At 73.6% G+C, this 19,902-nt stretch carries 15 protein-coding genes; 7 read left to right on the forward strand and 8 right to left on the reverse strand.

Annotation, left to right across the window (positions count from 1 at the left end; translation table 11 throughout):
- Nucleotides 1-96: 96 nt before the first annotated feature.
- Nucleotides 97-822 (forward strand): helix-turn-helix domain-containing protein, encoded by a 726-nt coding sequence (locus tag CP977_RS12140; RefSeq protein WP_062755535.1) that lies wholly within the window; start codon nucleotides 97-99, stop codon nucleotides 820-822.
- A gap of 15 nt (nucleotides 823-837) precedes the next feature.
- Here the strand turns inward: CP977_RS12140 and CP977_RS12145 are convergent, their stop codons facing one another.
- Nucleotides 838-1,734, reverse strand: a complete 897-nt coding sequence (locus CP977_RS12145; protein WP_062755533.1) for an ABC transporter permease — start codon at nucleotides 1,732-1,734, stop codon at nucleotides 838-840.
- The gene (locus CP977_RS12150) at nucleotides 1,731-4,505 is read right to left on the reverse strand and encodes a CocE/NonD family hydrolase (protein WP_152370082.1); all 2,775 of its coding nucleotides are present in this window, start codon (nucleotides 4,503-4,505) and stop codon (nucleotides 1,731-1,733) included. Before CP977_RS12150 ends, CP977_RS12145 begins: the two co-directional genes overlap by 4 nt.
- 130 nt (nucleotides 4,506-4,635) lie before the next feature.
- On the opposite strand from CP977_RS12150, the gene CP977_RS12155 reads away from it, so the two are divergent.
- The gene (locus CP977_RS12155; RefSeq protein WP_152371552.1) at nucleotides 4,636-5,052 is read left to right on the forward strand and encodes a GNAT family N-acetyltransferase; all 417 of its coding nucleotides are present in this window, start codon (nucleotides 4,636-4,638) and stop codon (nucleotides 5,050-5,052) included.
- Nucleotides 5,053-5,127: 75 nt separating this feature from the next.
- Here the strand turns inward: CP977_RS12155 and mmsA are convergent, their stop codons facing one another.
- The 4 genes from mmsA to iolC are packed head-to-tail and all read right to left on the reverse strand — an operon-like array spanning nucleotide 5,128 to nucleotide 10,433.
- A complete protein-coding gene (gene mmsA, locus CP977_RS12160; protein WP_109185981.1) occupies nucleotides 5,128-6,639 on the reverse strand; it encodes a CoA-acylating methylmalonate-semialdehyde dehydrogenase in 1,512 nt (503 codons plus the stop codon).
- 14 nt (nucleotides 6,640-6,653) lie between these two features.
- Nucleotides 6,654-8,519 carry a 3D-(3,5/4)-trihydroxycyclohexane-1,2-dione acylhydrolase (decyclizing) gene (iolD, locus tag CP977_RS12165; RefSeq protein WP_109185982.1) on the reverse strand — a complete coding sequence of 622 codons (1,866 nt, stop codon included), beginning with the start codon at nucleotides 8,517-8,519 and terminating at the stop codon, nucleotides 6,654-6,656.
- Nucleotides 8,520-8,556: 37 nt separating this feature from the next.
- Nucleotides 8,557-9,414 (reverse strand): 5-deoxy-glucuronate isomerase, encoded by an 858-nt coding sequence (gene iolB / locus CP977_RS12170; protein ID WP_152370083.1) that lies wholly within the window; start codon nucleotides 9,412-9,414, stop codon nucleotides 8,557-8,559.
- 2 nt (nucleotides 9,415-9,416) lie between these two features.
- Entirely contained in the window at nucleotides 9,417-10,433 is a 1,017-nt protein-coding gene (gene iolC / locus CP977_RS12175) for a 5-dehydro-2-deoxygluconokinase (protein WP_152371553.1), read from the reverse strand.
- 160 nt (nucleotides 10,434-10,593) lie between these two features.
- Here iolC and CP977_RS12180 point away from each other — a divergent pair, with 160 nt between their 5' ends.
- Together CP977_RS12180 and CP977_RS12185 are read left to right on the forward strand one after the other, a co-directional pair.
- The gene (locus CP977_RS12180) at nucleotides 10,594-11,568 is read left to right on the forward strand and encodes a sugar phosphate isomerase/epimerase family protein (RefSeq protein WP_208420715.1); all 975 of its coding nucleotides are present in this window, start codon (nucleotides 10,594-10,596) and stop codon (nucleotides 11,566-11,568) included.
- Between the two features lie 271 nt (nucleotides 11,569-11,839).
- On the forward strand, nucleotides 11,840-12,037 hold the full coding sequence (locus tag CP977_RS12185; RefSeq protein WP_030210480.1) for a helix-turn-helix transcriptional regulator: 198 nt from the start codon (nucleotides 11,840-11,842) through the stop codon (nucleotides 12,035-12,037).
- Nucleotides 12,038-12,144: 107 nt separating this feature from the next.
- Here the strand turns inward: CP977_RS12185 and CP977_RS12190 are convergent, their stop codons facing one another.
- A complete protein-coding gene (locus CP977_RS12190; RefSeq protein WP_062755523.1) occupies nucleotides 12,145-14,343 on the reverse strand; it encodes an MMPL family transporter in 2,199 nt (732 codons plus the stop codon).
- Between the two features lie 478 nt (nucleotides 14,344-14,821).
- Between CP977_RS12190 and CP977_RS12195 the strand changes: the two genes are divergently transcribed.
- The 3 genes from CP977_RS12195 (at nucleotide 14,822) to CP977_RS12205 (ending at nucleotide 18,125) form a co-directional block, all read left to right on the forward strand.
- On the forward strand, nucleotides 14,822-15,523 hold the full coding sequence (locus tag CP977_RS12195; protein ID WP_152370084.1) for a TetR/AcrR family transcriptional regulator: 702 nt from the start codon (nucleotides 14,822-14,824) through the stop codon (nucleotides 15,521-15,523).
- 49 nt (nucleotides 15,524-15,572) lie between these two features.
- Complete coding sequence (locus tag CP977_RS12200; RefSeq protein WP_062755521.1) at nucleotides 15,573-15,797, forward strand: heavy-metal-associated domain-containing protein; 225 nt, start codon at nucleotides 15,573-15,575, stop codon at nucleotides 15,795-15,797.
- 114 nt (nucleotides 15,798-15,911) lie between these two features.
- Nucleotides 15,912-18,125 carry a heavy metal translocating P-type ATPase gene (locus tag CP977_RS12205; RefSeq protein WP_152370085.1) on the forward strand — a complete coding sequence of 738 codons (2,214 nt, stop codon included), beginning with the start codon at nucleotides 15,912-15,914 and terminating at the stop codon, nucleotides 18,123-18,125.
- 386 nt (nucleotides 18,126-18,511) lie between these two features.
- Here CP977_RS12205 and CP977_RS12210 read toward each other — a convergent pair whose 3' ends face one another.
- A complete protein-coding gene (locus tag CP977_RS12210) occupies nucleotides 18,512-19,801 on the reverse strand; it encodes a citrate synthase (RefSeq protein ID WP_030210466.1) in 1,290 nt (429 codons plus the stop codon).
- Nucleotides 19,802-19,902: the final 101 nt, after the last annotated feature.

The following is a 19,902-nucleotide window of genomic DNA, read 5'->3' on the forward strand; positions in this document are numbered from 1 at the left end:
GTGGCATGGATTCGCCATCCTTCTCAACAGGGGTTGTCACCGTGTGCAGTCACATGCGTACATGGAGTGGACATCGATCGGCGGGGGTGGTCAGCGGTGGCAGAGAACGTGGGCTCCGTGATGCTCGCCCGTTCGGCGATGAACCGGGCCGCGACCGAGGGACAGCGGCCCGCGGGGCGTCCGGTCCGGGGCGCGCGGCGCGTCAGTGCCGCACTCGCCGGGCTGGCCGCCTCCACCCGGCACGAGTTGCTGACCTTCGACGACCCGGTCGCGTCCGCGGGCTACGCGATCCCCGAGCCGTTCCTGGAGCTGGTGGGAGCGTGCATGCGGACCGCGGCGGAGCGGGCCGACGAGGTGCGCAGGATCGTGCCGCGGCACGCGCTGGCCCGGATCGAGGGCGGGCTCCGGGTCCCGGGGCAGGCCCGCCTGGTGGAGTCGATCCCGTTCAAGATGATCCTCGTCGACCGGACGGTGGCGGCGATCCCGCTCGACCTGGAGCTGCTCTACAACGGGATGCTGCTGGTCCGGGACCCGGTGGTGGTGCGGGCCCTCGTCCGGGCCCACCAGGTCTGCTGGGCGATGGCCGAGGACCCCACGGCGTACACGGTGCCGTCCCCGTCGCCGCCGCCGGACGACCTGCCGCCCCAGCTGCGCCCGGTGCTGGACGCCCTGGTCGCGGGGCTCACGGACGAGACGGCGGCGGCCCGGCTCGGCATGTCCGCGCGGACCTACAGCCGGCGGGTCGGCGAGCTGATGGCGGCCCTCGGCACGACGAGCCGCTTCCGCGCGGGCGCGGAAGCGGCTCGGAGGGGGTGGTTGTGAGGGGCGTTCACCCGGTCAGGACACGATGTCCTTGCGGGCGAAGCCCCGGAAGGCGAGGGCGAAGAGGACCAGGGCGTACGTCAGGGAGATCGCCGTGCCCTTCACCATGCCGCCCCACTCCAGCTGGGGCTGGAGGGCGTCGATCCAGGCGAACTGCCAGTGCGCGGGCAGGAAGTCGCGCCAGTCGCCGAGGGCGGTGACGGCGTCCAGGACGTTGCCGACGATGGTGAGGCCGACGGCGCCGCCCACCGCGCCGAGCGGGGCGTCGGTGCGGGTGGACAGCCAGAAGGCGAGCCCGGCGGTGACCAGTTGGGAGGCGAAGACGAAGGCGGTGGCGATCCCGATCCTGAGCAGGGCGTCCCCGGCCGGCACCGAGCCGCCGGTCGGCAGCTGGAGCGGCCCCCAGCCGTAGGCGACCGTGCCCGCCGCCAGGGCCACCAGCGGGAGGAGGACCATCGCGGCCGCGCTGTAGCCGAGCGCGACCGCCAGCTTGGAGGCGAGGAGCCGGGACCGGGGCACGGGCGCGGCGAGCAGGTATCGCAGCGAGGACCAGCTCGCCTCGGAGGCGACCGTGTCCCCGCAGAACAGCGCCACGGGGACGACGAGGAGGAAGCCCGCCGAGACGAAGAGGCAGGTGGCCGCGAAGTTGGCGCCCGAAGTCGTCGCCGTGTCGATCAGGGAGACGCGGCCGTCGCGGTCGCCGTCCCCGGTGCCGCCGATCGCGAAGGCCGCGATCAGGACGAACGGCAGGGCGACCAGGATGCCGCCCATCACCAGGGTGCGGCGCCGCTTCCACTGGCGCAGGGCCTCCACGCGCAGCGGCAGGGTGCGCCCGGGCCGGTAGCCGGGGGCGGCCTCCACCGTCGCGGCGGGGTTCTCGGGCGGCAGGGTGCTGGGGGTGGTGCTGCTCATGCGGCTCCTCCTCCGATCAGGGTCAGGAACGCGTCCTCCAGGCGCCGGTGCGGCCCGACCCCGGTCAGCGGCACGTCCAGGCGGACGAGTTCGCCGATGAGGGCGGTCGCGTCGGCGCCGTCGAGCCGGACCAGGAGTCCGCCGTCGGCGCGGGCGGCCGAGCCGACGCCCGGCAGGGCGCCGATCTTCTCGACGAGGGCGTCGGGGACGGGCGGGACGGGTTCGCCGTCGGGGGTGCGTTCGGCGAGGGTCACGAGGAGGGTGTCGCCGGAGCCGGTGATCTCCGCGACCGGGCCGGCCTGCACGAGCCGCCCCCGGTCCATGACGACGAGGTGGGTGCAGGACTGCTCGACCTCCGCCAGGAGGTGGCTGGAGACGATGACGGTGCGGCCCCCGGCCGCGTACCGGATCATCACCTCGCGCATCTCGCGGATCTGCGGCGGGTCGAGGCCGTTGGTCGGCTCGTCCAGGATCAGCAGGTCCGGCAGGCCGAGCATGGCCTGGGCGAGGGCGAGGCGCTGGCGCATGCCCTGCGAGTAGGTGCGCACGGCGCGCTCCAGGGCGCCGCCCAGGTTCGCGATGCGCAGGGCCTCGTCCACGTGCGCGTCCTCGGCGGGGCGGCCGGTGGCCTTCCAGTACAGGTCGAGGTTCTCCCGGCCCGACAGGTGCGGCAGGAAGCCCGCTCCCTCGACGAAGGCGCCGACGCGGGAGAGGACCGGGGCGCCGGGCCGGATCGCCTGGCCGAAGACCCGGATCTCGCCCTCGTCGGGGGCGATGAGGCCCATCAGCATGCGCAGGGTGGTGGTCTTGCCGGCGCCGTTGGGCCCGAGGAGCCCGAGGACCTGGCCCTGCTCGACCCGGAAGGACAGGTCCTTGACGCTGTACCGCTCGCCGCCCTTGTACTTCTTGGACAGGCCGGTGATCTGGAGCGGTACGGCGGCGAGTTCCGGGTCGGGGGCGGGGGCGGCGGTCCTGCGCCGGGCCGTCAGGAGCAGGACGGCGGCGACGACGAGGCCGATCAGCGGGAGGCCCCACACCCACCAGGGCAGGGCGGCGGCCCGGGTGGTGAGGCCGGGCGCGGCCGGGACGGCGAGGGGGCCCTCGACGGCGACGGTGTAGGCGGCGGGGGCGGCCGGGGAGGCGTAGCCGAGGTCGGTGGCGGCGACGACGAGCCGCAGCCGGTGCCCGGCCTCCACCTCGTGGTCGATCGCGGGCAGCGTCAGGGTGACGCTCCTGCCGTTCCCGGCGTCCTCGACGCGGACGGGGGCGACGAGCTGGGCGGGCAGCACCTGCTGCCGGCCGTCGGGGCCGACGTCGTACACCTTGGCGAAGAGGACGGCGGAACCGTCGACGGCGGTCGAGGTGACCCTGACGCGGACGGTCGGCGCGCCGGTGATCCGCAGCGTCTCCGTCTGCGGCTTCGCGTCGAAGCGGGCGTGCTGGCCGGGGAAGTCGAGGGAGAGGCCGACGCCGAGGGAGGAGAGGCCGGAGAGTCCGCCGCCGAGGCCGGGGACGGCGGAGACGGAGGGCGGGGCGCCGCCCGGCGGGTTGGCGAAGGTCTGCGGGGCGCCTCCGAGGGCGAGGGCCGCGGTGCCGGAGGCGAGGCCCGGGTAGCGGTCGGCGGTCGCGGCGCGGAGGGTGGCCCGGCCGTTGGTGGAGTCCACGCCGCCGGTGCGGCTGACGCGGAAGGCGGGGCCGGTGTCCACGGAGGCGTCCTTCTTCAGCCAGCGGTCGAACCAGGCGCCGACGCGCCGCTCGACGCGCTCGGCCTCCTGGTCGCCGCCGTCGTGGCCGCCGGAGGTCCAGTCGACGGCGACGGGGACGCCGTTGGCGGCGAGGGCCCGGGCCATGGCGTCGGACTGGGCGAGGGTGAACAGCGAGTCGGACTGGCCCTGCACGAGCAGCGCGGGCACCTTGATCCGGTCGCCGACGACGGACGGGCTGCGGGCTTCGAGCAGCGCCCGGGCGCCGGCGTCGGGCCTGCCGGAGAAGGCGACGCGCTGGTAGAGCGAGCAGAGCTCGGCGGTGAAACGGCCGCAGGCGGGGGGCTTGGCGGGAGCGGCCTCCCCGGCCCCGGCGGGGGCCTTTCCGGCGGCCGGGGCCTCCCCCGTGGCGGGCCCGTCTCCCGTACCCGGGGCGTCCCCCGCACCCGGACCGATCCCGGCACCGGCCCCGTTCCCGGCGGAGAAGAAGATCCCGGCCCAGAGCTTCTTGAAGACGCCGTTCGGGAAGAGGGCGTCGGCGAGGTTCCAGTACGTGATCCGGGGGGCGATCGCGTCGACGCGCGGGTCGTGTCCGGCGGCGAGCAGGGAGATCGCGCCGCCGTAGGAGGCGCCGCTGACACCGACGCGCGGGTCGCCCGCCTTGTCGAGGAGGACCTCGGGCCGCGCGGCGAGCCAGTCGATCAGCCGGCTGACGTCCTTCACCTCGTGGTCGGGGTCGTTGAGGCCGATCTCGCCGGTGGAGGCGCCGAAGCCGCGGGCGGACCAGGTCAGGACGGCGTAGCCCTCGCGGGCCAGGCCCTCGGCCTGGGCGCGCACGTCCTCCTTGGAGCCGCCGAAACCGTGGCCGAGCAGGACGGCGGGCCTGCGCCCGTCACCGTCGCCGGTGAAGTACGAGGTGTCGAGCCGTACGCCGTCGGCGTCGAGCATCCGGTCCGCGCGGTGCACGGGCGGTGGATCGTCCGAGGCGACGGCGGTCCAGGTGCCGGCACCCGCGAGGACGGTGAGCGCGGCGGTGACCGCGGCCCACCGGGGAAGTCGGAGTCGCATGGTCCCGAGCCTAAGCGGCGCCCCTGTGGACCGCGGCGACCCGAAGACGGAGGTCCCGCACCTCCTGGGGTCGTACGGAGTACGGTCCGCGTACCGCAGGTGCGGTACGAGGGCGCGAGGAGGACACGTGATCGAGATCCGGCGGGCGACGACGGTGGCCGAACTGGTCGCGGCGGAGCACCTCTACGACGGCCCGGCACGGGAGGAGTGGGCGGCCCGCTTCCTGGCGTCGCCGGGGCACCTGATGCTGATCGCCTACACGGAGGACGGCTTCCCGGCCGGCTTCGTGTCCGGGGTCGAGATGACCCACCCCGACAAGGGCACGGAGATGTGCCTCTACGAACTGTCCGTGGACGAGGCGCACCGCCGCCGCGGCACGGGCCGCGCCCTGACGGAGGCCCTGCTCGCGGCGGCCCGGGAGCGCGGCTGCCACGGCGCCTGGGTGGGCGTGGACACGGACGACGATCCCGCCCTGGCGACCTATCGCGCGACCGGGGCGGCGGACGAGGGGGTGTTCGCGATGCTGGGCTGGGAGCTCCCGGAGTGAGGGAGGCCGGAGTGAGGGAGGCCGGAGGCCCCGGAGCGCGGCGTCCGCACTCCGGGGCCCGGTCGCCCGTCCGCGTCAGTGGTTGCGCGGGAAGCCCAGGTCGACGCCGGCCGGGGCGTCGGACGGGTCGGGCCAGCGGGTGGTGACGACCTTGCCGCGGGTGTAGAAGTGCACGCCGTCGTTGCCGTAGATGTGGTGGTCGCCGAAGAGCGAGTCCTTCCAGCCGCCGAAGGAGTGGTAGCCCACCGGGACCGGGATCGGGACGTTGACGCCGACCATGCCGGCCTCGACCTCCAGCTGGAAGCGGCGGGCCGCGCCGCCGTCGCGGGTGAAGATCGCGGTGCCGTTGCCGAACGGCGAGGCGTTGATGAGGGCGAGGCCCTCCTCGTACGTCTCGGCGCGCAGCACGCACAGGACCGGGCCGAAGATCTCGTCCTGGTAGGCCTTGGCCGTGGTGGGGACGCGGTCCAGGAGGGAGAGGCCGATCCAGTGCCCGTCCTCGTGGCCCTCGACGGTGTGTCCGGTGCCGTCGAGGACGACCTCGCAGCCCTCGTCCGCCGCGCCGTGGACGTAGGAGGCGACCTTGTCGCGGTGGGCGGCCGTGATGAGCGGGCCCATCTCGGAGGTCGGGTCGGTGCCGGGGCCGATCTTGATCTTCTCGGCGCGCTCGCGGATCCTGTCCACCAGCTCGTCGCCGATGGAGCCGACGGCGACGACGGCCGAGATCGCCATGCAGCGCTCGCCGGCGGAGCCGTACGCCGCCGAGACGGCCGCGTCGGCCGCTGCGTCGAGGTCGGCGTCCGGGAGGACCAGCATGTGGTTCTTGGCGCCGCCGAGCGCCTGGACGCGCTTGCCGTTGGCGGAGGCGGTGGTGTGGATGTACCGCGCGATCGGGGTCGAGCCGACGAAGGAGATCGCGGAGACGTCCGGGTGCTCCAGGAGGCGGTCCACGGCCACCTTGTCGCCGTGCAGGACGTTGAAGACGCCGTCCGGCAGCCCGGCCTCGGCGAGCAGCTCGGCGATCTTCAGGGACGGGGAGGGATCCTTCTCGCTCGGCTTGAGGATGAACGTGTTGCCGGTCGCGATGGCGATCGGGAACATCCACATCGGCACCATGGCCGGGAAGTTGAAGGGCGTGATGCCGGCGACGACGCCGACGGGCTGGCGGATGGACGCCACGTCCACGCGGTGGGAGACCTGGGTGGAGAGCTCGCCCTTGAGCTGGGTGGTGATGCCGCAGGCCAGGTCGACGATCTCCAGGCCGCGGGCGACCTCGCCGAGCGCGTCGGAGTGCACCTTGCCGTGCTCGGCGACGATCAGCTCGGCGATGGCGTCGCGGTTGGCGTCGAGCAGCGCGCGGAACTTGAAGAGGATCGTGGTGCGCTGGGCCAGCGAGGAGGTGCCCCAGGTGGCGAAGGCGGCCTTGGCGGCGGCCACCGCCGCGTCGACCTCCTCGACGGAGGCGAGCGCGACCCGGGTGGTCACGGCGCCGGTGGCCGGGTCGGTGACCGGACCCCAGTTGCCCGACGTGCCCTCGACGGCCTTGCCACCGATCCAGTGGTCGACGGTCTTGACGGTGTTCGTCATGACGAAATGCTCCTTCAGAGATGGCGGCGTCGGGCGGTGACGTGCCGGTCGTACTCCTCCCGGGCCTCGACCGCCGCCTTGCGGGTCGCGGTCTCGGCCACGGGCACATCCCACCACGCCGGGGCCGGGGGCGGGCCCGACACTGTGTCGGGCGTTTCGGTCTCGACGTAGACACATGTGGGAACGGTCGCCGCCCGCGCCTCCCGGAGGGCTTCCCGCAGGTCACGGACGGTGCGGGGGCGCAGCACCCGCATGCCGAGGGAGGCGGCGTTGGCCCCGAGGTCCACGGGGAGCGGCGGCCCGGTGAAGCCGCCGTCCGCGTCCCGGTACCGGTAGTCGGTGCCGTACCGCTCGGCGCCGACGGCCTCCGAGAGGCCGCCGATGGAGGCGTACCCGTGGTTCTGGAGGACGACCAGCTTCAGCGGCAGGCGCTCCTGCACGGCGGTGACGATCTCGGTGGGATTCATCAGGTACGTCCCGTCCCCGACGAGCGCCCAGACGGGCCGGCCGGGGGCGGCGAGGAGGACGCCGATCGCGGCGGGGATCTCGTAACCCATGCAGGAGTAGCCGTACTCGACGTGGTACTGGTCGGCCGAGCGGGGCCGCCACAGCTTGTGGAGGTCGCCCGGGAGCGATCCGGCGGCGTTGATCAGGATGTCGCGCGCGTCGACCAGGGTGTCGAGTGCGCCGAGGACCTGCGCCTGGGTGGGGCGGGCGCCCTCGTCGGGGGCGGCGTACGCGGTGTCCACCCGCTCCTGCCAGTCCCGCTTGGCCGCGGCCCACTCCTCCGGGTCCCGCGACCGGTGGCCGTCGAGGGTCCGGGTGAGCGCGGTCAGCCCCTCGCGGGCGTCGGCGACGAGCGGCAGCGCGGCCTGCTTGTGCGCGTCGAAGCCGGTGACGTTGAGGTTGAGGAAGCGGGCGCCCTCGGGGAAGAGGGTGCCGGAGGCGGTGGTGAAGTCGGTGTAGCGGGTGCCGACGCCGATGACGAGGTCGGCGGTACGGGCCAGGGCGCCGGCGGTCTCCGTACCGGTGTGGCCGACGCCGCCCACGTCGCAGGGGTGGTCGTACGGCAGGACGCCCTTGCCGGCCTGGGTGGTGGCGACGGGCAGCCCGGTCCGCTCGGCGAAGGCCCGCAGGGCGTCCTCGGCGCCGCTGTACCGCACGCCGCCGCCCGCGACGACCAGGGGTCGCTCGGCGGCCCGCACCGCCCGTACGGCCGCGTCGAGTTCGGCCGCGTCGGGGCGGGGGCGGCGGACGCGCCAGGTCCGCTCGGCGAAGAACTCCTCGGGCCAGTCGTACGCCTCCGCCTGCACGTCCTGGGGCAGGGCGAGGGTCACGGCGCCGGTCGCGACCGGGTCGGCGAGGACCCGTACGGCTTCGAGGGCGGCCGGGACCAGGGCCTCGGGGCGGCCGACCCGGTCGAAGTACACCGAGACGGGCCGCAGGCAGTCGTTGACGGACACGTCCCCCGCGTACGGGAGCTGGAGCTGCTGGAGGACGGGGTCGGCGGGCCGGGTCGCGAAGGTGTCGCCGGGGAGGAGCAGGACCGGGAGGTGGTCGATCGTGGCGAGGGCGGCGCCGGTGACGAGGTTGGTGGCGCCGGGGCCGATGGAGGTGGTGACGGCGTGCGCGGAGAGCCGGTTCGACTGGCGGGCGTAGCCGACGGCGGCGTGGACCGTGGCCTGCTCGTTGCGGCCCTGGTGGAAGGGCATGAGCGTGCGGTCCTCGACGAGCGCCTGCCCGATCCCGGCGACGTTCCCGTGGCCGAAGATCCCCCAGGTGGCGGCGATCAGGCGGTGGCGCTCGCCGTCGCGCTCGGTGTACTGGGCGGCGAGGAAGCGGACGAGGGCCTGGGCGGTGGTGAGCCGGACGGTGCTCATGCGTGTCCCTCCGCGTGTTCCGGGGTCGGCCGGACGCTCATGCGTACCCCTCCGCGTGCTCCGGGTGGAAGCTGATCCTCCACTCGCGTTCGGTGCCGGGGCCCGCCATGACGTTGAGGTAGTAGAGGTCGTGGCCCGGCTGGGCGATCGAGGGGCCGTGCCAGCCGTCGGGGACGAGGACCGCGTCGCCGTCGCGGACCTCGGCGAGCAGGTCGGCGCCGCCGGGCCGGGAGGGTGAGATCCGCTGGTAGGCGAGGCCGTGCGGGCCCCGGACCTCGTAGTAGTAGATCTCCTCCAGGACGGATTCCGCGCCGGGGAGGTGCTCGTCGTGCTTGTGCGGCGGATAGGAGGACCAGTGGCCGCCGGGCGTGACGACCTCGACGGCGATGAGCCGGTCGCAGTCGAAGGCGTCGGCGGAGGCGAAGTTCCGCACCTGGCGGGCGCGGTCGCCGCTGCCCCGGGTCTCGACGGGAACCTCCGGCGCGGGACCGTAGCGGGCGGGGAGTCGTCGCCCGCACCTCGCTCCTGCCAAAGCGAAGCGGCCCCCCGCGCCGGAGGCGATCTGGGCGTGGGCGTCGCGCGGTACGTAGACGAAGTCGGTCACCCCGTCGAACACGCTCGCGCGGCCCCGGAGTTCGAAGATCTCGCCGTCGACGCGCACGCTACAGGCACCGGAGAGGGGAAGCACGGTCCATTCGGAATCCCCGCTCGCGAAGGAGTGGACCTCTCCCGGCCGGAGGGCGAGGACGCGGAGAGCGGAGTACGTCCATCCGGCCCGCCCGGGGTCGATGTCGACCGCGTACGGGCCCCGGGCGGCGGTCCCGGCGGGGATGTGGAGGGATGCGGGGCGGCGGGGGGAGGCGGGGTGGTCGGGGCTCGGGCTCATGGCGGTCATCCCTACCCCCTTTCCGGAAGCGTTCCCCTGCCGGCCGCGTCCGTGTCACCGGGCCCTCCCGTGTCGCCGATCGTTCCCGTCCCCCGGGCGAGGGCTTCGGCGATCTCCGCCGGGGCCGGCATGGCGGAGGAGCAGGCGAGTCGGCCCGCGACGATCGCGCCGGCGGCGTTGGCGCGGCGCAGGGTCTCTTCGAGGTCCCGGCCGGTGAGGAGGCCGTGGACGAGCGCCCCGCCGAACGCGTCGCCCGCGCCCAGGCCGTTGACGACCTCCACCGGCAGCGGCGGCACCTCGGCGCGGGTGCCGTCGGCGGCGAGCGCGAGGACGCCCTTGGGGCCCTGCTTGACGACGGCGAGCCGGACCGTGCCGCCGTCGGAGGCGAGCAGGGCGCGGGCGGCGGCCTCCGGGTCCCGCTCCCCCGTCGCGACCTCGCACTCGTCGAGGTTGCCGACGGCGACGGTGGCGTGGCGCAGGGCCTCGGCGTAGTACGGGCGGGCCTCGTCCGGGTCCGTCCAGAACATCGGCCGCCAGTCCAGGTCGAACACGGTGGTCCCCCCGCCGTCGGCGTGGGCGGCCCTGGACCGCAGCGCCTCCAGGGTCGCGGTGCGGCTCGGCTCGGCGCACAGGCCGGTGCCGGTGGCCCAGAAGACCCGGGCGGAGCGGATCGCGCCGAGGTCCAGCTCGTGCGGGTGGATCTCCAGGTCGGGGGCCTTGGGCAGCCGGTAGAAGTAGAGCGGGAAGTCGTCGGGCGGGAAGACCTCGCAGAAGGTGAGGGGGGTCGGGTACGCGGCGACCTCGGTCACCCAGCGGTCGTCCACCCCGAAGTCCTTGAGCTGCCGGTGCAGAAAGGTGCCGAAGGGGTCGGCGCCGGTGCGGGAGACGAGCGCGGTGCGCAGGCCGAGCCGGGCGGCGGCGACGGCCACGTTGGCCGGGGAGCCGCCCAGGAACCTGCCGAAGGTCTCGACCCGGTCGAGCCCGACGCCGGTCCGGAGCGGATAGAGGTCCACGCCGAGGCGCCCCATGGTGATCAGGTCGTACGGCTCCGTCTCCACGCGCCACCCTTCGCCCTCGGCCCCGCCCCCAGGTCTAGTCGTCCGCCCGGAGGCGTGTCAACGACATCTCCGGACATACGGGTCTCCGGCGCGCTTGACGGTGACCCCGGCCCCGGTCAGGGTGGCTGTCATGACGAAGCCGTCACCGCAGCCGTCACCGCAGACCTCGTACCAGCCGCCGTCCCAGCCGTCCCCGTCTTCGACGCCCTCCGCGCCGACCCGCATCCGCGTCGGTTCCGCCCCGGACTCGTGGGGGGTGTGGTTCCCCGATGATCCCCGGCAGGTGCCCTGGCAGCGCTTCCTCGACGAGGTGGCGGGCGCGGGGTACGAGTGGATCGAGCTCGGCCCGTACGGCTATCTGCCCACCGATCCGGCGGTCCTCGCGGAGGAGACCGCCCGGCGCGGTCTGCGGGTCTCGGCGGGGACGGTCTTCACCGGCCTGCACCACGGCCCGGACGTCTGGGACCGGACCTGGGCGCACGTCGCCGAGAACGCGGCCCTGGCGCAGGCGACGGGGGCGGGCCACCTGGTCGTCATCCCGTCGTTCTGGCGGGACGACCGGACCGGCGAGGTCCTGGAGGACCCCGTCCTGACCGCCGGGCAGTGGCGGGACCTGACCCGCCTGACGGAGCGTCTGGGCCGGGAGGTGCGCGAGCGGTACGGGCTGCGGATCGTCGTCCATCCGCACGCGGACACGCACCTGGACGGCGAGGAGAGCGTGACGCGCTTCCTCGACGCCACCGACCCGGAGGCGGTCTCGCTCTGCCTGGACACCGGGCACTACGCGTACGCCGGCGGGGACAGCGTCGAGCTGATCGAGACCTACGGCGAGCGGATCGGCTATCTGCACCTGAAGCAGGTCGATCCGGCGGTCCTGGCGGAGGTGGTGGCCGAGGGGACGCCGTTCGGCCCGGCGGTGGCGCGGGGCGTGATGTGCGAGCCGCCGTCCGGGGTGCCCGCCCTGGAGCCGGTGCTGGCCGCCGCCCGCGCCCTGGACGTGGACCTCTTCGCGATCGTCGAGCAGGACATGTACCCGTGCGCCCCGGACGTCCCGTACCCGATCGCCCTGCGCACCCGGCGCTTCCTCCGGTCCTGCGGGGTGTGACCGGGCCGTACCGCACATAGCGCCGCGGCCCGGGCCCGCGCACACGGACACACCGGCGGCCCCGTGCGTCGCTTCCGTCACGTGCGTCCCTCCTTCGTCACGTTTTTCTCCGTTACGCGGGTTTCCCGTCACAGGCGCGTGACAGGCGCTCTCCTCCTGTCTGAGGGGGTCGTTGCAGGGGGCACAGGCTCAGTGATCGCCAACGCCCGCCCGCAGCGCCCCCGAACGGCACCCCCGCCGCCGCTGCGCGGTGCGCAGGGAGGTACCAGGCATGACGGACAAGAGGCTCTGGTCGTACAAGGACATCGCGGCGCACATCCGGGTGCAGCCGGACACCGTCCGCTCCTACCGGAAGCACGGGCTGCTTCCGCCGCCCGACCACGTCGAGTCGGGCAAGCCCTTCTGGTACGCGGACACGATCCGCGCCTGGGTCGCGAGCCGCCCGGGCAACCGGGCCCGCCGCGACTGACCCGTCCCCCATCCCCGTTCCTCGTCCGACGCCGGGTCCCGGATCCCCTTCCGGGCCCGGCGTCCCGTCTGTCGCGACGAGGCCGGCGGGCGGGCGTCCTGGCGGGGTCAGCGGGCGGCGCTGTACTCCTTGTCCCTGCTGCCGTCGGCGGCCTCCTCCGGGGCGGCGGGGCCGGCCGGGGGCCGGGCCGGGCCGTCCGACTCGCTGAGGCCGAAGCGGTCGTGGAAGCGGCGCAGCGGCCCCGGGGCCCACCAGGTGAAGCGGCCGGTCAGCTTCATCACGGAGGGGACGAGGAGGCTGCGGACCACCATCGCGTCCATGAGGACGGCGAGGGCGACCCCGAGGCCCAGCATCTTGGTGTTGGTGACGCGGGAGGTGCCGATGGCGACCATGACGACGGCGAGGATGACGGCGGCGGCGGTGATCAGGCCGCCGGTGCGGCTCAGGCCGAAGCGGACGGAGTGCTCGTGGTCGCCGGTGACGTCGTGCTCCTCCTTGATCCGGGAGAGCAGGAACACCCCGTAGTCCATGGAGAGTCCGAAGGCCACGCAGAACATGAGCACGGGCAGGGTGGTCTCGATGTCGCCGGTGGGCGTGAAGCCGAGGAACCCGGCGAGGTGCCCGTCCTGGAAGACCCAGACGACGGCGCCGAACATGGCCGTGAGGCTCAGGGCGTTGAGGACGACGGCCTGGACGGGGATGACGACGCTTCCGGTGAGCAGGAAGACCAGGAGCAGGGTGACGAGGACGATGGCGCCCGCCGCCCAGGGCAGCCGCTCGGCTATGGCGTCCTTGGAGTCGACCAGGACGGCGGCCGGGCCGGTGACGGAGGTGTCGAACGGCGCTTCGGCGGCGCGCAGTTCACCGACGACCCGCTGGGCCCCGGCGCCGACGGCCTCGCCGTCGGGCACGACGGTGAAGTAGGCGCGGGCGGCGTCTCCGCTGCCGGTGGTGACCGGCCCGTCGGCCCGGCCGACGCCGTCGATGACCTCGATGCGCTCGCGGTAGGCCGCGTACTGGGCGGGGGTGGCCGGACCCTCGGCGAGGACGGTGATCCCGCCGCCGGGATCACCGGGGAAGCCGTCCCGCAGCTCGTCCTGGACGCCCCGGGAGGAGGCGGTGACGGGGAGCTGGCGGTCGTCCGCCGTACCGAACTGCACGCCCAGGAAGGGGAGTCCGAGGAGGACGAGTCCGGCGGTGGTGAGGACGGCGAAGACGGGCGCCCTGCGCATCACCAGGCCCGCGGCGCGCGCCCAGCCGGCGCCGGAGGCGTCCTCGCGGGGCTCTCGGCCGCGCCGGACCAGGCGCCGCAGGTCCAGGGCGTTGACCCGGTGTCCGAGCAGCACGAGGGCCGCCGGGAGCAGGGTGAGCGCCGCGGCGGCGGCGAGGAGGACGACCGCGATCCCGGCGTACGCGAAGGAGCGCAGGAAGTACTGCGGGAAGACCAGCATCGCGGCGAGCGAGACGGCGACGGTCAGGGCGGAGAAGAGCACGGTCCGCCCGGCCGTGCGCAGGGTGGTGCGGACGGCGGTGTGCGTGTCGGCGCCGGCGGCCAGCTCCTCGCGGTAGCGGCGGACGACGAACAGGGCGTAGTCGATGGCGAGTCCGAGGCCGAGCGCGGTGGTCAGGTTCTGCGCGAAGACGGAGACGTCGGTGAACTCGGTGAGGCCGCGCAGGATCGCGTTGGTGCCGAGGATGGCGACGATGCCGACGCCCAGGGGCAGCAGGGCGGCGACGGCGCTGCCGAAGACCATGACGAGCAGGACGAGGGTGAGCGGCAGGGCGATGAGCTCGGCCCGCAGCAGGTCCTCCTCGATGAGCGTCTGCATCTCGTGGCGGACGGCGAGCTCGCCGCCGAGCGCGACCTCGACGGGGCCGTGGACGCCCCGGTAGGAGGGGGCGATCCGGTCGAGGACGGCCGCGGCGTCCTTCTCGTCGCCGGTGATCCGGGCGGCGATCACGGCCTTGCGGCCGTCCTCGGAGCGGAGGGCGGGCGAGCCGGTGGACCAGTAGGAGCCGACGCCCTCGACGCCCGGCTCGGCGTCGAGCCGCTCGGCGAGCCGTTCGGCCTCGGCGGCGACGGCCGGGGCGTCGGTCCCGGCCGTACCGGAGTCGACGAGGAGGAGCAGGTTCGGCCGGGATCCGGGGAAGTGCCGCTCCAGGACTTCGGACGCGTACGTGGACTCGGCGGCCGGGTCCTCCCAGCCGCCGCTGCCCATGCGGTCGGCGACCCCGCCGCCGGCCAGGACGGCGAGGACGGTGAGCACGAGCGCCGCGAGCAGCGTGAGCCGGGGCCGCACGGTCACGAACCGCGTCCATCCCCCGCCCCGGGGGCGGGACCCGGGCCCGGCGCCGGCGCTTCCGCCGCTCCCGGCCCTGGCTCCCCCTGCACTCCCGGTACCGGATCCCCGCCCGCTCCCGGTCGCGGACCCGGCTCCCCCGCCGTTCCCGGACGCGGGCCCGGATCCGGCCCTTCGGCCACCACCGGCCCCGGCCTCCCGGCCACCACCGGCCCCGGCGCCCGTCCCATGGCCACCTCGACCCCCGGGGCCGCCCCCACCTGGGGTTTCTCCCCCGCCACCGGCCCCGCCGGGTGCTGTTTTCTTGACTTCGGCCATGACGCGGTGTCCCCTTCACCTGACCCGTGCGCGCACGCTTCCCGGCAGGGCGCACGGGTCCCCCATTGCCATAGACTGGCAAACACGAGCGACCACTCGTGTTTTTCAAGAATGCGAGCGACCACTCGCATTTGTCAAACGGGTTAGAGGAGGGCTGGGGACGGCCATGTCCGAAGAACCGAAGCCGCGCCGCCGCCAGGCGCGGGGCGAGCGCCGCATCGCGCAGCTGCTCCAGGCCGCCGCGAACGTCTTCTGCGCGAACGGGTACACGGCGACCAGCACCAACGCGATCGCCCGCGAGGCGCACGTCTCGCCCGGCACGCTCTACCAGTACTTCCCGAACAAGGAGGCCATCGCGATCGAGCTGGGCGGACGCCTCCTGCACGACATGCGCGCGGCGCACGGCCAGGCGTTCACGCCGGAGAACCTCGCCCTGCCGCTGCCCGAGATGCTCGACGCGGTCGTGGACCCGCTGATCGAGTTCAACTGCGCCAATCCCGTCTTCCTCGCCCTGATGCACGGCTCCGAGATCCCCGGCCGGATCGCCGAGGAGCACGACGAGCTGCACAGGACCCTGCTCGCCCGGGTGCAGGAGGTGATCGGCCACTACGCCCCCACGCTGTCCGCCGCCGAACGGAGCCGGATCGCGGGGATGACCTTCGCCGCCTTCAAGGGGGGCCTGGACCTCGTCCTGGCCGCGCCCGAGGGGCCCGAGCGTGACGCCACGGTCGTCGAGCTGAAGGCGCTCCTCCTGCGCTACCTCGCCCCCCTGACCGAGGGACCGGTCGAGGGGCCGGCCAAGAGGTCGGCCGACGCGGCGGACCCCGGCGCGACACGGTCCCGCACGGGTGGAATTCATACCCCCTAGGGGTATAAGCTCGGTCCCGTAAGGCTCCGAACCCTCCGAGGAGAACGCCATGGCCGCAGAGACGCAGACCGAACTCACCACCGTCTACCAGGTCAAGGGCATGACCTGCGGGCACTGCGAGGGCGCCGTCTCCGGCGAGATCTCCGCGCTCCCCGGCGTCACCTCCGTCACGGCCGTCGCCAAGACCGGCGAGGTCACCGTCGTCTCCGCCGCCCCGCTCGACCGCGAGGCCGTGCGCGCCGCCGTCGACGAGGCCGGCTACGAGCTGGTCTGACCGGAGCCGGTCGGATCGGAGGCCGGTCACGAGCCGGTCCGACCGCCGGACCGCCGGCACCCCGCGGGGTCGTACCGTTGCCTGGTACGGCCCCGCTCCCGTTTGGAACCGCTGATGACGTCCACGATCACCGAGCTGACGATCGGTGGCATGACCTGCGCCTCCTGCGCCGCCCGCGTCGAGCGGAAGCTCAACCGGATGGACGGGGTGAGCGCGACGGTCAACTACGCCACCGAGAAGGCGCGGGTCGAGCACCCCTCGGACCTCCCGGTCGGCGAGCTGATCGCCACCGTCGTGAAGACCGGCTACACCGCCGAGGAGCCCCCGCCGCCGGACCCGGAGCCCGAGCCCGTGCGGGAGGACCCGGAGGACCCCGAGCTCGCCTCCCTCCGGCAGCGGCTGACCCTCTCCGCCGTCCTCTCCGCCCCCGTCGTCCTGCTCGCCATGGTCCCCTCGCTCCAGTTCGACCACTGGCAGTGGCTCTCGCTCACCCTCGCCGCCCCCGTCGTCGTCTGGGGCGGGCTGCCGTTCCACCGGGCCGCCTGGGCCAACCTCCGGCACGGCGCCGCCACCATGGACACCCTCGTCTCCGTCGGCACCCTCGCCGCCTTCGGCTGGTCCCTCTGGGCCCTCTTCCTCGGCGACGCGGGCATGACCGGCATGCGACACGGCTTCGACCTCACCGCGGACCGCTCCGACGGCTCCTCCGCCATCTACCTGGAGGTCGCGGCCGGGGTCGTCACCTTCATCCTGCTCGGGCGGTACCTGGAGGCCCGCGCCAAGCGGAAGGCGGGCGCCGCGCTGCGGGCCCTGATGGAGCTCGGCGCCAAGGACGCGGCCGTCCTCAGGGACGGTACGGAGGTGCGCGTCCCCGTCGCCGGGCTGCGGGTCGGCGACCTCCTCGTCGTACGCCCCGGGGAGAAGATCGCCACCGACGGCACCGTGACCGAGGGCGCGTCGGCGGTCGACGCCTCCCTGCTCACCGGCGAGTCGCTGCCCCTCGACGTCGCCCCCGGCTCCCCCGTGACCGGCGGCTGCGTCAACGTCTCCGGGCGGCTGGTCGTGGAGGCCACCCGGGTCGGCGCCGACACGCAGCTGGCCCGGATGGCGCGGCTCGTCGAGGAGGCGCAGAGCGGCAAGGCGGCCGTGCAGCGGCTCGCCGACCGCGTCTCGGCCGTCTTCGTGCCCGTGGTGCTCCTGATCGCGCTCGGCACCCTCGTCGGGTGGCTCCTCGCCACGGACGACCCGACGGCCGCGTTCACGGCCGCCGTCGCCGTCCTGATCATCGCCTGCCCCTGCGCCCTGGGCCTCGCGACCCCGACCGCGCTCCTGGTCGGCACCGGCCGGGGCGCCCAGCTCGGCATCCTGATCAAGGGCCCGGAGGTCCTGGAGTCCACCCGCCGCATCGACACGGTCGTCCTCGACAAGACGGGTACGGTCACCACCGGCCGCATGCACCTCGCCGGAGTCCGGGTGTACGGCGGGACGTACGGCACCGAGGGCGCCGACGAGGACGAGCTGCTGCGGCTCGCGGGCGCCCTGGAGCACTCCTCCGAGCACCCGGTGGCCCGCGCGGTCGCGGAGGCCGCCGCCGAGCGGTGCGGCCCGCTGCCCGTGCCGAAGACCTTCGAGAACGTCCCCGGGCTCGGGGTGCGCGGCTCGGTCGACGGCCGGCTCGTCGTCGTCGGGCGCGCCGCCCTGCTCGCGGCGGAGGGCATCGAGGCGCCCGCCGCCTCCGAGCCCGGCGCCGTCCACGTCGCCTGGGACGGGGTGGCCCGGGGCACCCTGACCGTCGCCGACACCGTCAAGGACACCAGCGCCGAGGCGGTCGCCCGGCTGCGCGCCCTGGGGCTGCGGCCGGTGCTGCTCACCGGGGACCACCGGGCGGTGGCGGAGGCCGTGGCGGACGAGGTGGGCATCGACGAGGTGATCGCCGAGGTGCTGCCCGAGGGGAAGGCCGAGGTGATCCGGCGGCTCCAGGAGGAGGGGCGGACGGTCGCCATGGTCGGGGACGGCGTGAACGACGCCGCCGCGCTCGCCACCGCCGATCTGGGCCTGGCGATGGGGACGGGCACGGACGCGGCCATCGAGGCGGGCGACCTGACCCTGGTCCGGGGCGACCTGCGGGTCGCGGCGGACGCCGTACGGCTCTCCCGGCGGACCCTGGCCACGATCAAGGGGAACCTGGGCTGGGCCTTCGGCTACAACGTGGCCGCGCTGCCGCTCGCGGCGGCCGGACTGCTCAATCCGATGATCGCGGGGCTCGCGATGGCCTTTTCGTCCGTGTTCGTCGTGACCAACAGCCTGCGGCTCCGAAGGTTCACGTGAGTTCACTTACACGTGATGCACAGGACCTTCACACCGAGACCTAGATCACAGATATTGTGGGGTAACCATCTGGGCTGTTCGTGGGTCTAAGTGGGCGATGCCGAGAACGTCTTGGGGGACGTTCATGGGATGTCTTGGGGGACGTCCCAGGCAAGCGTTGGCCGGGGCACGTGCACCGGGGAGCTTTGAGCGGCCCTCCCGTACGCGTACCCCGGCATACCGCGTCGCGCCCGATCCGCGCAGCCACCGGCTGACGCCCGGTAGACGCCCGGCCCGGATCCCGTGGGGGGAATCCGCACCGGGGATATGGGAAGCGCCCCGCTCACCGACCCGTGGGGGGATCGGGGAGCGGGGCGCTTCTCGCTTTTCCGGAAGACCGGTACGGCTCAGCGGGCCTCGACCGGGACGAAGTCGCGCAGGACCTCGCCCGTGTAGATCTGGCGCGGGCGGCCGATGCGGGAGCCCGGCTCCTTGATCATCTCGTGCCACTGGGCGATCCAGCCGGGGAGACGGCCGAGCGCGAAGAGCACGGTGAACATCTCGGTCGGGAAGCCCATGGCGCGGTAGATCAGACCCGTGTAGAAGTCCACGTTCGGGTAGAGGTTGCGCGAGACGAAGTAGTCGTCGGAGAGCGCGTGCTCCTCCAGCTTGAGCGCGATGTCCAGGAGCTCGTCGGACTTGCCGAGCGCCGAGAGGACGTCGTGCGCCGCCGCCTTGATGATCTTGGCGCGCGGGTCGAAGGACTTGTACACCCGGTGGCCGAAGCCCATCAGGCGGACGCCGTCCTCCTTGTTCTTCACCTTGCGGATGAAGGAGTCGACGTCGCCGCCGTTGGCCTGGATGCCCTCCAGCATCTCCAGGACCGACTGGTTGGCGCCGCCGTGCAGGGGGCCCCAGAGGGCCGAGATGCCGGCGGAGATCGAGGCGAACATGTTCGCCTGCGAGGAGCCGACCAGGCGCACGGTGGAGGTCGAACAGTTCTGCTCGTGGTCCGCGTGCAGGATGAGCAGCTTGTCGAGCGCCGAGACGACGACCGGGTCGAGCTCGTACTCCTGGGCCGGGACCGAGAAGGTCATGCGCAGGAAGTTCTCGACGTACCCGAGGTCGTTGCGCGGGTAGACGAACGGGTGGCCGATCGACTTCTTGTACGCGTACGCCGCGATCGTCGGCAGCTTGGCGAGCAGCCGGATCGTGGAGAGGTGGCGCTGCTCCTCGTCGAACGGGTTGTGGCTGTCCTGGTAGAAGGTGGACAGCGCGGAGACCACCGAGGACAGCATCGCCATCGGGTGGGCGTCCCGCGGGAAGCCGCGGAAGAAGTTCTTGACGTCCTCGTGGACCAGCGTGTGCTGCGTGATCTCGTTCTTGAAGGTCGCCAGCTCGTCGACCTTGGGCAGCTCGCCGTTGATCAGCAGGTACGCCACCTCGAGGAAGGAGGAGCGCTCGGCCAGCTGCTCGATGGGGTAGCCGCGGTACCGCAGAATGCCCTGCTCACCGTCGAGGTAGGTGATGGCGGATTTGTAGGCGGCGGTGTTGCCGTATCCGCTGTCCAGGGTGACCAGACCGGTCTGGGCTCGGAGTTTCCCGATGTCGAAGCCCTTGTCACCGACGGTGCTCTCGACCACCGGGTAGGTGTATTCACCGTCCGCGTACCGCAGTACTACAGAGTTGTCGCTCACGTCATCCCTCACCGACGTAGTGCCTCTTCTTCGAGGTGCCCTGACTGTCTCTACCATCCCCCATTTGGCTCAGGAGAGTGCACTCGGGGTCGACCATTGGG

This window comes from Streptomyces cinereoruber (assembly GCF_009299385.1).
Classification (GTDB): Bacteria; Actinomycetota; Actinomycetes; order Streptomycetales; family Streptomycetaceae; genus Streptomyces; species Streptomyces bikiniensis.